Raw genomic sequence first — 12,069 nt, 5'->3', positions numbered from 1 at the left:
AAGCCCCGCCAACCAGGTTGACGGGGCTTGTGCTTGTTACGGCTATCGATTCAGCCGAAAACCTTACTTGGCTTTCACGGGCAGGCCTTCGAGCTGGGCGTAGCTCAGCTTCCAGGCGCCCTTGACGTTCTTTTTCCACACCAGGATGAAGTTGCCTTCGCCCTCGCCCTCGGGCTGGCCGGGGGCGGCGGGCAGCACGTCCACGGTGTAGGTGCCACCCTCGTAGGCCGTCTGCGCGTCGTTGCCGGAGCTGACCACGTTCAGGCGCAGATCTTCGATGGTGCCCATGGTGGCCCGCACCCACTTATCCGAGACTTCCGACTTGCCCTGGTAGTGGGCCTCGCCCTGCAGAAAGTGCACGTCGTCGGCCAGCAGGGTGTCGAGCTGAATGGCGTTCTTGGCGTTCCAGGCGCCGATGAACTGCTGGTTGAGCGTCTGCACGTTCACGGCGGGCGTTTCGGCGGTCTTGGTGCAGGAAGCCGCCGCGACGGCGGACGCCAGCAGAATCCAGGTGAATGCTTTCATGAGTAGGTTCTGGTTGAGAAAGAAAAGGAGGTAAGGGAAAACCCAGGCCGCAGGGCCTGGGTTTTCGGCAAACTAGCGGAAAAACCGGTTACCAGCTCTTGCGGCGCACCTCCGACGAGTGGTAGGGCGTCGAACGGTCGCCGTACGACTGGTTGGGCAGGTAGGCGGCGCTCATGGCCATCGGGGCCCCGGCGTTGTTGGCGTACATCATGGCCGGGGCCGAAGCGGCAAAGCCGGCGGCCATGGCCGGGTACTGGGGCTGCTGCACCTGGGCCAGAGCAGCTTTTTGCTCGGCGGCCTCGGCGCGGCGGGCCAGGGCGTTGCGCTCGGCGCGGGCGGCCGCGGCCTGACGCTCGGCGCGGGCGGCGCGGGCGGCGGCGGCTACGCGGGCGGCCTCGGCGGCTTGGGCCTTGCGCTTGTTTTGGATGTTGCGGCCGATCATGTAACCGGTACCGGCACCGGCGGCGGCACCCACGGCACCACCCACTACGCGGTTGCGCTTGTGAATGATGGCGCCGGCGGCGGCACCACCCAGGCCACCGATGATGGCGCCTTTGGCCTGCGGGCTAACTTTCTTTTGTTCCTGGGCCTGTACCGAGGTGCTGATGATCGAGAAGATGAGCAGCAGGACGGTGAACATATACGGGACCTTTTTCATGGCGAGTTTCACGGTTAAGGTTCGGAGAACCAGCGGTTGAACTTGGGGTAAATCACGACGTCTTGCCAGGGATTTTGCAAGCACCGTGCCATAACCCAAACCAGTACCCTTAACTGCCGCGGCTGGCGCAGGGTTACAGTAGCTCGACAGTTCCTGAAAAAATGCCTTTCCGGGCCCGGAAGCGCGTTTATCCGGCCGCCGGCGCCGTTAGCGGCTCAGCCAGCCATTGGCTTCCAGCCAGTGCTGCAGGTGCAGCGGCCAGTCGTCTTTGGTGGTCTGGTTGCGCAGGCCGAAGCCGTGGCCGCCGCGGGGGTAGAGGTGCATTTCGGCCGGCACGCCGCGGCGCAGGCAGGCCTCATAGAAGCGCAGGCTGTTTTGCACCGGCACCGTTTTGTCGTCCTGGGCGTGCACCAGAAAGGCGGGTGGCGTCTGCGCCGTTACCTGCTGATCGGCCGAGTAGCGGCGAATCTGCGCGGGGGCGGGGGCAGAACCCAGCAGGTTGTTCCGCGAGCCGGGGTGCATCAGGCTATCGGTCAGGCTCACCACGGGGTAAATCAGCACCAGAAAATCGGGCCGCACACCAGGCTGGGCGGGGGCGTTGGCGGCCACTGGCGTGAGGTGCGTGCCGGCCGTAGCGGCCAGGTGCCCGCCGGCCGAAAAGCCCATGATGCCTACGCGGGCGGGGTTCACGCCGTAGTCGGCGGCGCGCTGGCGCACCAAGCGCAGGGCCTGCTGGGCGTCGTGCAGCGGGGCGGTGGTTTTGTCGGTCTGGCTGCTGTCGTTGGGCAAGCGGTACTTCAGCACGAAGGCCGTGACGCCCATCTCATTCAGGCGCCGGGCCACGTCGTAGCCCTCGTGGTCGATGGACAGGCGGGCGTAGCCGCCACCGGGGCAGATGACGACGGCCGTGCCGGTGGCCTTGTCTTGGGGCGCCCGAAATACGGTAAGCGTGGGCTGCACCACCCGGGAAATGCGCACGCCGCCGTTGGCCAGGGTCACGCTGGTTTCCTGCACCCGACTGGGCCGCGAGTTGGGAATGGTGCCGGTGTAGAGCGGCAGGGTAGTCTGGGCCGACAGCAGCGACGCCGAGCCAAGGGCGAGCAGTAAAAGCAGAATCCGTTTGTTCATGGTGGGCAGTGAGGCGGGGCGTTAGAGCGTTTCTACCAGCACCCGCACGTTGGTGTTGCGGCCGTGGTCGTCGGCGCAGGATATTTTCAGCACGCCCGCCGCGGGCCGGATGAACACGGCCTCGGTGGGGGCGGCGGCCTGCACAAACTGGTCGTTGGCGTACCAGTACACCTGGCGCACGTCGGCGGCGGCGGCGCAGCGCAGCTGCAGCTGCTGCGAGTCGCGGGCGTCGAGCACGTACTCGGCGTTGGGCGTGGGCGACAGAATGCGCGGGGCCTGATCGGGGGCGTCGTCGGCGCGCACCAGCGCGCAGGCGGGGTTGTGGGGCGGGCGCACCGCGTGGGGCAGGCCCTGGGCGGCTTTGAAGGCCAGCACCTCGGGCGAGAAATTGGGGTAGAGCACCCGGCGGTAGCCCGCTTCGGGCTGGCACACCCGGCAAAAGCTCACCCGCCCGTCGGCCGACACCAGCACTTCCCGCTGATGCTCGCAGCGGCGCGTGTCGGAAATGCCGGGTAGAAAGTAATCCATCACCTGGTCGGGGCAGTGCGGGCCGGGCACCTGCCCGCTCACGCCGCACACCAGGCGGAAGTCGAGGCCGGCGGGCGGGGCAAACCACTCGCCGCCGTCGTTGTAGCTCAGGTCGTTGAACAGGTCGAAGAGCAGGGGCGTGGCCACATCAGTGCCGGTGAGGGCCGCCGCGCCCTGCCCGCCGAAGTTGCCCAGCCACACCCCCACGGTGTAGTGCCGGTTGTAGCCGATGCTCCAGGCGTCGCGGCGGCCGTAGCTGGTGCCGGTTTTCCAGGCAATGCGCGGCAGGCGCAGCGAGTTTTCGTAGCCCACCGGCAAATCGGGGCGCACCAGCTGAGACAGGATGTCGGTGATGAGGAAAGCCGCCGGCTCCGACATAAGCGCTACTGGCTTACCGATTGAGTCGGCCGCGGTCCAGCGCAGCGGCTGGTAGCGGCCGCCGTTGGCCAAGGCGGCGTAGAGGCCTACCAACTCTTCCAGCGAAGCCCCGCAGCCGCCCAGAATGGTGCTCAGCCCCAGCTGCGGCGCCTGCCGCCCCACGGTGCGAAACCCGGCCCGGCTGAGCTGGCCGGTAAACGTGCCCACGCCCAGCTGCTCCAGCACGTGCACGGCCGGAATGTTGAGCGAATAAGCCAGGGCGCGTTCCAGCGTTACCTCGCCGTTGCAGCGCTTGTCGAAGTTTTCGGGGCGGTAGCTACCGAAGCTGGTGGGCACGTCGGGCAACACGCGCTTGGGCGTGACGAGGCCGCGGTCGACGGCCAGGGCGTAGAGAAAGGGCTTGAGCGTGCTGCCCGGCGAGCGAACCGCCCGGATGCCGTCGACCTGGCCCTGGTGAAAAGCGTCCCGGAAGTCGGCCGAACCCACGTAGGCTTCCACGGCGCGCGTGCGGTTGTTGACCACCAGCACGGCCGCCTGGGTGATGCCCAGCGGGGCGAGGCGGCGCACGTAGTTGCGCGTCAGGGCTTCGGCCTTGGCCTGCTTGCCGCGGATGAGGGTGGACCGCAGCCCGACGGCTTCCGCGGTCATCGAAAAGCTGCTTGCGGATTGGCGGGCCGCCCGCAGCTGCGCCTGCACCAAACGGCGCGCGAGGTGGGGCGCCAGTTGCGGCACGGCGCGGCGCTGGGCCAGCAGCGGTTCCTGCAGCGCGTTTTCGATGTCTTTGGCGGGAAATACACCTTGGTCGCCCAGGCGGCGCAGCCAGCGGTTGCGGGCCGCCAGCAGCGCCGCGTTGTGCCGGCCCGGCGTGAGGCGGCTAGGGTTGTTGGGTACGATGGTCAGGGTAACCGTTTGGGCCAGGGACAGGTAGTGCGGAGGCTGGCCGTAGTAGAGCAGCGCCGCCGATTTCACGCCCTCCACGTTGGAGCCGTAGGGGACCAGGTTCAGGTACAGCTGCAGAATTTCGTCCTTGGAGTAGTGCGCCTCCAGCTGCAGGGCCCGCAGCATTTCCTGCAGCTTGCCCGCCACGGTGCGCTCTTTGGGCTCCAATAGCCGCGCCACCTGCATGGTGATGGTGCTGGCCCCGGTGCGCCGCCCGTTGCCCAGCACGTTGTTGCCGGCCGCTTTCAGCAACGCCAGGGGGTTGATACCGGGGTGCCAGTAAAACCACCGGTCTTCCTTGGCCACCAGCGTCTGGCGCAGCGTGGGCGTGATGTCGCGCAGTGCGGCGGGCAGGCGCCACTTCTGGTCGGGCGAGAGGTAGGCGTGCAGCACCGCGCCGTCGGCGGCCAGCACCACGGGCGATGCGGGCGGCACGGGCGGCAGGGGAAAGGCGGCATCAAGACCTAGCGCTACGGCTATTAGGCCTGGTAAGCCCAGCAGCCCAAGGCGTAGGCGTCGGCCGCCCGGCCCCGCATTTTTCCACCACTTTTTGGCCCAATGGCGCATAACTTCTTACCGCACGCGCACCGTGCCGGCCCCGCTGTAGCTGTGGTACTCGGCGTTGTACATGGCATCGGCACTCACCGGGCCGAGCTTGAAGGTGCCCTTCGACACGGCGCGGGCCAGGTAGTAGAACGACTTGGGCTTGCCGGTGGCGGTGGTGAACAGATTAATTCGGTCGTCGCGTACGTCTAGGTAATCGGGCGTGGCGGCGTCGGTGGCCCAGGTCAGCTCGCGCACGGCGCCGATGCGCGGATTCTCGATTTCGAGACCAGCGGGCAGCAAATCGGTAATGGCTACGTTGGGCACTTCACCAGCTGTTTCGGCGGCCTGCAGCGTGATTTTGACCACCACCAAATCGTTCTGGCGGAACTCGGCCCGACCGAGCGGACTGCCGTTGCGGTCGAGGAACTGCCGGCGCACCTGCAGAAACTGGTCTTCCTCGCGCATCTGGCCGGTGGGTGAAATGCCCTCCAGCGTCCAGAAATAATAGAGCGCGCCGCTGCCCTGGGTTTTCACGCTCAGGCGACGGTTGGCTACGTTGCTCACGGCCAGGTTTTGCGGGCCTTTGTACTGGCCCAGCACCGTGCCGCCGGCCTCGGCCAGCGTGGCCGTGACGGTGCTATTGCGGTTTTGCCTGGCCACTTTGCCCAGGGCCAGCAGGGCAAAGGCGCGCTCCTGGGTACTCAGCCAGCCGGCCTGCTTCACCAGCCCCGAGAGTTGCCGGGCCATACCTGCCACTTGCGGGTTCTGTGGGTCGGCTTCGATGAGCGTGTTCAGGGCCAGGCCCAGGTCGCGCACCGGGGAGTAGAACGAGCCGTCGAGGGCGCGGCGAGCGGCGGTTTCGGTGAAGCCGCGCGGCAGCAACGCCTGGAAGCCGCGCCGCTGGCCCGACAGCGCGCTGGTGCTGGCCAGCACGAACTTCATGTCCTGCGCCAGCAGGTTCTGGTTGGCCTGGTAGTAGTTCAGGGCCACCGGGTCGGGGCGGCCGGCCAGGGCCAGCACGTAGAGTGAGTAGGGAATTTCCTTTTTGGCAATGACCTTCTGCCGCGCCACGTTGCCGGCCGCGAGGTACTGGTACTCCTCGGTTTCGCGCTTCCGAACGCGGTATTGCAGGTAGCGCAGCGTTTTGTCGAGCACGCCGGCGTTTACGGCGAAGCCGGTGCGCTTGGCCTCCAGGAGGAAGTGCGCGGCGTAGGCCGAGGCCCACCAGTTGTCGTAGTCGCCGCCGGGCCAGTAGCTGAGCGCGCCGTTGTAGAGCTGCTGGGCCTCAATCTTGCGGATGGCCTCCTGCACGTGGTAGTTGGGGTTGTAGCGCTGCTGCTTTTTGCCCTGGCCCAGCGTGGCCGCCAGATCGGGGTAGTAGAGCTGCGGGAAAGCCGCCGACACGGTTTGCTCCAGGCAGCCGTAGGGGTACTGCAGCAGGTAGCGCAAATCCTTGCTGAACTCCGTCATGGGCGAGCGGCTCAGCACCAGCTGGCTGCGCTGCGAGGTCGGCAGGAAATCGGTGCGCAAGTCCAGCGCCTGCGTCTGGCCGCCCGCCACGGTTCCTGAACCGGTGCGCATCTGCAGAGGCGAAGCGGGGCGGATGGATAGTTCGATGGTTTCGGTGAAGGTTTCGGTGACTTTGGCATCTTCTGCTTCGGTCGTCATTCCACTCAGCCTCTTCACAAGAATCTTGACTTTGCTGTTGCCGATTCCGGTGGCAGTAAAGTGGAACAGTTTTCTTATTTCAGCATTAGGCTTGAGCTTTATCACGTACTCGATTCCGACATTCGATAACTGCTTACTTGGGTTTTTTGGATCAGGTGGTCCTGGTTCAGCGGATTTAAGAGGCCCTTCGACTGAATGTCCTACTGCTGCGAACAAAGTGGCGTTCGTCGTATTCGTCAGCGTTACCGGCACGTCAATCGTGTCGCCGGGGCTGAGGAAGCGGGGCAGGGCGGTGCTGATAACCACCGGGTCGGCTACGCGCATGGTGTGGTCGGCCGAGCCGAAGGCGTCGCCCTGGTAGGCCACGGCCATCAGGCGCAGGGCCCCGCTGAACTGCGGCACGCGCATTTTCACGCGCACCTTGCCGCTGGCGTCGGCGCGCTGCACGCCGCTCCAGCGGGCCACCAGCTGCACCCGGCGCGAGGGCACGGGCGTGGTGCGGCGGGCCAGGTCGTAACCGTCGCCGCCGCTGCTGCTGGTGCCTAGTTCGGGCAGCAGGAAGGGGTACACGTCGTGGGCCGATACTTCGAGGGCGCGCTTCTGGTAGAAGTAGCCGAAGGGGTCGGGCGTCTGGTAGTTTTTTAGCTGCAGAATGCCCTCGTCCACCACGGCCAGCGTCACGGCCGCGCCAGGTTTGGTTTGTACTTCAATGGTCTGGAAGGTCTGCGAGCGGCTTTGCGCGGGCGCCTTGATGGCCACCGGCAGTTTGGCCTCGGGCTTTTCCACCGTCAAGGGCACGAACCCGCGGGCCACCGTGAGCGGGTTGCGCGCATCGGTAGACAGCGGCCGGATGGCGGTGGCCGTCACGTACACGTTGGGCACGTGCGCGCCGGTGATGGGCACCGTCACGCGGGCCGATTTCTGGTCGGTGTCCACGTAGAAGTGGTCGAACACGCGGTTGCGCTCCACCGTCACCAGCACCCGGCCGGGGAAGGGCGTTTTGAGCAGCAGCGTAGCCTTTTCGCCGGGGTGGTAGCTGGCTTTGTCGGCCTCAATCTGCACCTGCCCCTCGTTGCTCACCTCGAAGGCATTGCTGGGCGTGTCGCCGTAGCCGTAGGCGTAGAAGCGGCTGGCCACGTAGGTCTCGGCGCCGGGCCGCGCCACGCGCACCTCGTACTCGCCCGAGTAGCTGGGCTGAAAGCTAAGGGTGGCGCCGGGGGCGGCTTGCACGGTTTTGGTCAGCACCACTTCCTCACGCCGCTGCGACTGGTAGATATATCGCCCGCCCTGGCGCTCCAGCACGGTTTCCCACAGAATGCGCACTACCCGCACCAGCGCGGCAGCCCGGGCCGGCTTGCCTTGAGTTGAAGTTTGGGGACTCAGCGCCACCACGCGGATTTCGGTGGGCTGGCGGGTGCTCACCAGCTCGGGCAGCTGCTGCACGCCGTAGAGCACCGGCTGGGTGCGCACCTCGAAGGTGGCGAGGCGGTTTACGGGGCGGCCGGTTTCGTCGAACACCGTGGCGAAGGCCGTGCCTTCTAGGGTGCCCAGGTCGCGGTAGTCGGGCACCTGGTATTCGGCGGCGGCGCGGCCCTGGGCGTCGGTCACGGTTTCGCGCACGGCCTTTTCGAAGCGGCTGTTGAGGCTCGATTCCTGTTCCTCGCTGTTCACGTAGCGGCGCTGGGTGCCGCCGCTTTCCAGACTGAAGCTGTAGTCGGGGTAGTCTTTCGGGGCGAAAGTTTTCTGCTTGAGCGAGAATTCCACTTCCACTTTGCGGTCGGTGGCGGGCGGGCCGAACAGGTTCTGGGCCAGCACGGCGGCGCGCACGGTCTGGCCCGGCTTCACGGTGGCGGGCGCGGCCGTGACGGTTACTTTCAGGCGGTCGGGCACGAACTCCTCCACGCTGATTTTGCGCGAGGTCAGCAGCACGTCGTTGCCGGTCAGCACTTCCAGGGTGTAGAGGCCGGTCATCACCGAGGCGGGCAGAATAAACTGCGCCTCAAACGAGCCGTCGGGCTTGCTCAGGGTGCGGCGGTAGCTGGCGTATTCCTTGCCCGAGGGCAGCAGCAACCGAATTTTCATGGGCACTGGGCCGGGCACGCGCCAGTCGTCGGTGCGCACCACGGTGTTGGTCCGGATGGTGTCGCCGGGGCGGTACAGGTCCCGGTCGCCGTAGAGAAAAGCCTGGAAGCGGGCCGCGTTGCTTTGCAGGCCGCCCACGTCGTAGCGCGAGGTTTCTACCTGGCTGCGTGGCAGCGACAGGAAGGTGAAATCGTGGCCGTGCTGCACCAGCACCGTTTCCAGCTGGAAGCGCCGGGCCCGGGCGGTGTCGGCGGCCGTGCCCATCTGGGCCACGCCGCGGCCGTTGGTGGCGCCCGTGAACATGGTCTGGTTGTTTGTGCTGATGAAGCGCACCGTGGCCCCGCCTACCGGCTTGGCCGTGCGCAGCGAGTTCACAAACACCAGCGCGCCCGTGGGCCCCTGCTTCACCACCACGCCCAAATCCGACACCGTCACCAGCTTCGATACCTGCAGCCAGCTGCGCTCGGTATCCTGCACGCGCACCACGTACAGGCCCTTCAGCTGGTTGCTGAACTCCAGATCCTGCAGCGAGAGGTGCAGCAGCCGCAACGAGCCCTGCCTGGGCAGCGCGGCGGTAGAATAGGTGCGCTCCGTGAGCAGGTTGCCGTAATCGGCGGTGTTGAAGTAGCGGTAGCTGCGGTCCACGTACTCGCCGTTTTCGTCCTGCTCGCCGCCGTCTTCCTCGTAGTCGTAGCCGTACTGCTCGCCGGAGCGTAGTAGCTCCCGGATGTTGTTGGCGTACACCTTGTAGATGCTCACCTTCACCCGGTTTACCTCGTTGAGGCGCAAGCCCAGGTTGCGCAGGCCGCCCGCGCCCAGGTACATGGCTTTTTCACCGTGGGCAAAGCTGATGCTGGGCCGCTCGTCGCTGAACGACACCTGCTGGCTCACGGCCTGATTCAGCCGCCCGCCCAGCTCGCCGGAGGCGCCGGCCTGAATGCTCACGGTGTAGCTCTTGCCCAGCTCGAAGCCGCCGCGCAGCAGCAGGCCGCTTTCGGTGGCCTCTACGGTGTAGCCCACGGCTGGCTGCACCGCAATCAGCGGCTGCAGGGCCGCCACGCTCACCGGCTGGCTGGTCAGGATGCGCACGGCCGGCTCGCCCTCGATCTGCGAGCCGCTCAGCTCGCGCACCTGCAGCTCCTGCGGGTCGGGCACCGTGACGGAGCCCGTGAGGCGGCGCCGGCTGGTGGTGTCGGTTTGCGCCGGGGCACCCACCGGCGTGAGGCCCGGCGCTACTACCAGCTGAATGGCGCTGCCGGCCGGCACGGCCTGCGTGGGCTGCACGCCCACCACCTTGTCGGCCTCGGCCGATACCACTTCAAAGGGAATCTGCTGGCCGTTGGCCGTCAGGCGCAGGTGCTGGCTTAGCTCGGCGGGGCGCACGGCGTAGTTGAAGCCCACGTTCAGGCGCACCGCGGGGCCGCGGTTGCCGGCGGTCCAGAATACCTGCGGGGTGGTCATGTCGAGGTAGGGCGTGTGGAAGCGGCGGCGCTTGAGCTCGGGCAGCTTGCCCTGCAGCTCCTTGGGTAGCGCCTGCGGCTGCCACTCAGCCTTGAAGGCGGTGCTGGGCGCAAACGGCTGACTGGGCGAAAACACCAGTTCCCGGTCCGAGGTCCACATAAACCGCCCGCGCACCGCCGGCTCGAAGCGCACCAGCTGCGCGGTGTCCCAGCGACTAAGCTCCACCCCGGCGGCCACCGGCTTGTCGAAGCTGAACACCAGGTTTTCGTAGGGGTCGATTTCGTCGCCGTCGGCGCTGGCAGAGTCGGTGCCGGGCTTGGAGCAGGCGCACAGCAAAGCCAGCAGCACCAGCAGCGGCAGGCGGAGCAGTAGGGGGGAGGTCATAGCGGATGGGGTGGTAGCGGCGGCGGGAAGGTATAGAAAAACGGTGTTGGATAAGGATTCGCGCGGCCACCGGCGAAAAAACCGTAGCCTCGTCGTAAGCCTGACAGCTGATGGCCGGATGACTACCGGCTGCACCGCGAGCAGCGGAGCGGCTGCTGACACCAACTTGCTGCCGTAGGCCGGCTGGGGCGCTAGGTTGGTAGGCTACTTCGCTAGCGAGCAGAACTATCCTACAGCCGCGGCAGGCTATTCGTGAGATAGGTGAAAATATTCGATAAGCCGGCCCGGTGCCCGACTGCAACCTTGCCCCCCGGCGGGCTCGTCTTTGCAGCTACGCAAGGCAACCGTGCGGGCCCGGCCGGCCGAGCTTGCCCGCACGGTTCCAGCCGTGTTATCTTACTCCGGCCCGCTGTCGTCACCTGCTCCTTACGCCGCCCGTTGCTATGAAAACCACCTGCACCCTTGCCTGCGTCGCCGGTCTGGTAGCGGGCGCGCTGTTACCCGCCCACGTTTTCGCCCAGGTAGGAGGGCTGGTGCAGGAGTACCGGCAGGGCACGGTGGTGCTCACCAGCGGCGACACCCTGCGCGGCCCGCTGAAGCTCTACCTCGACCGCGACGTGCTGCTGGTAACCATGCCCGACAGCACCGTGCGCACGGTGGCGGCCGTGGCGGTGCGCACCTTCGCCGTGCGCGGGGCTGTGCTGCCCTACGGCACTTCCCTGCCCAGCGCCCGCACCGCCCTGCCGGCCCGGGTGCGGCGCTTCCGGCAGGGGCCGCTGCGGGCGCGGCCGTTTCTGGTGTACCACTGGAACCACGACAAAGCCTCCGACTACACCTCGCCCGCGTTTTTCGAGCGCCTCAATGGCGGACCCGTGGTGCTGCTGCGCCGCCGCTTTCTGGTGCGGCGCAGCGTGAGCCAGTCCGACGCCTACGGCTACCCGGCCACGTACTACCGCCCCCGCGTGCCCGCCCCCCGCATCAGCTACCTCGACGTAAGCGACTGGTACTATCTGGGTACCCCCGAGGGGCAGGTAGTGGCGCTGCGCCGTCCGCGGCGCGACTTGCTGGGTTACTTCCAGGCCGAGGCTGCCCAGCTGGAAGCCTACGCCGAAGAGCACAAGCTGAGCTTCGACGCCGACCACGACCTAGCCCGGCTGGTCGACTACGCCAATGCCCTGCGCCAGGGTCCGGCGCAGTAATCCTGGCAGACCGGCCGCAAAAAAGCCCGTTCGGCGGAGCAGTAACTCGGCCAAACGGGCTGACTCCTGGCTATCGGCTGCCGGACCTGGTCAGGCGCCTGCCCGAGGAAGGCTACGACAAACCCAGGTTGACCTGCTCTACCACCTGCGGGTACTGGCTCATCTGCTCGCGCCGGCGGTGGCGGCGGTGCTTCTGGGCAAGCTGCCCCGCGCGCTTGTGCTGCACGTGTTCGATGAAAGCCCGGGCTTCTGTCAGGCTGTGAAAGCGGGCCGTGGCGAGCTGAACTCTCTGGTGGCCGTAGCTGCGCTGCTTGAGCGTGTGCCAGCGCCGCCAGGGACGCAGCCAGGAAAGCCGCCGCTCTTCGACCTGGAACGGAAAAGGCGCCGACAGCGGAGCCACCTGCACAATGCGGAAAGTACTCATAACAAAGGACCGGCGGTGGGGCCGCGGCGTAGGGGTGGGCGCTAAAGCCAGGAGGGCGGCGGGGCGCGCTCCTGGCTTTAGCAGAGGGTAGGCAGGAAGTCGGGGACAGTCTTGCGACGGAGACCGGCCGGGCAGAGGTGGGGCTGCCG

The 12,069-nt window shown here is 66.8% G+C and carries 7 protein-coding genes; 1 reads left to right on the top strand and 6 read right to left on the bottom strand.

Translation table 11 applies throughout. The annotated features are described in order from the left end of the window. Window positions 1-63: 63 nt before the first annotated feature. The 5 genes from ACE191_RS10340 to ACE191_RS10320 form a co-directional block, all read right to left on the bottom strand. The gene (locus ACE191_RS10340; RefSeq protein WP_400192126.1) at window positions 64-525 is read right to left on the bottom strand and encodes a YybH family protein; all 462 of its coding nucleotides are present in this window, start codon (window positions 523-525) and stop codon (window positions 64-66) included. A gap of 88 nt (window positions 526-613) precedes the next feature. Then, window positions 614-1,183, bottom strand: coding sequence for a YMGG-like glycine zipper-containing protein (locus ACE191_RS10335; protein ID WP_400192125.1), 570 nt, complete (start codon window positions 1,181-1,183; stop codon window positions 614-616). A 207-nt stretch (window positions 1,184-1,390) separates the two neighbouring features. Continuing rightward, window positions 1,391-2,311, bottom strand: a complete 921-nt coding sequence (locus tag ACE191_RS10330; protein WP_400192124.1) for an alpha/beta hydrolase — start codon at window positions 2,309-2,311, stop codon at window positions 1,391-1,393. Between the two features lie 21 nt (window positions 2,312-2,332). Then, window positions 2,333-4,591, bottom strand: coding sequence for a penicillin-binding protein 1C (gene pbpC, locus ACE191_RS10325; RefSeq protein ID WP_400192123.1), 2,259 nt, complete (start codon window positions 4,589-4,591; stop codon window positions 2,333-2,335). A gap of 138 nt (window positions 4,592-4,729) precedes the next feature. Continuing rightward, on the bottom strand, window positions 4,730-10,297 hold the full coding sequence (locus ACE191_RS10320) for an alpha-2-macroglobulin (protein WP_400192122.1): 5,568 nt from the start codon (window positions 10,295-10,297) through the stop codon (window positions 4,730-4,732). Between the two features lie 443 nt (window positions 10,298-10,740). On the opposite strand from ACE191_RS10320, the gene ACE191_RS10315 reads away from it, so the two are divergent. Then, window positions 10,741-11,496: a hypothetical protein gene (locus ACE191_RS10315; protein WP_400192121.1), complete on the top strand. Its 756-nt coding sequence runs from the start codon at window positions 10,741-10,743 to the stop codon at window positions 11,494-11,496. Between the two features lie 112 nt (window positions 11,497-11,608). Here ACE191_RS10315 and ACE191_RS10310 read toward each other — a convergent pair whose 3' ends face one another. Continuing rightward, the gene (locus tag ACE191_RS10310; RefSeq protein ID WP_400192120.1) at window positions 11,609-11,920 is read right to left on the bottom strand and encodes a hypothetical protein; all 312 of its coding nucleotides are present in this window, start codon (window positions 11,918-11,920) and stop codon (window positions 11,609-11,611) included. Between the last annotated feature and the right edge of the window lie 149 nt (window positions 11,921-12,069).

The organism is Hymenobacter sp. B81, from assembly GCF_044628455.1.
In the GTDB taxonomy this organism is placed as follows: Bacteria; Bacteroidota; Bacteroidia; order Cytophagales; family Hymenobacteraceae; genus Solirubrum.
Note: the sequence above shows the minus strand (reverse complement) of the source record. Positions and strands in the feature narration are given on the sequence as shown.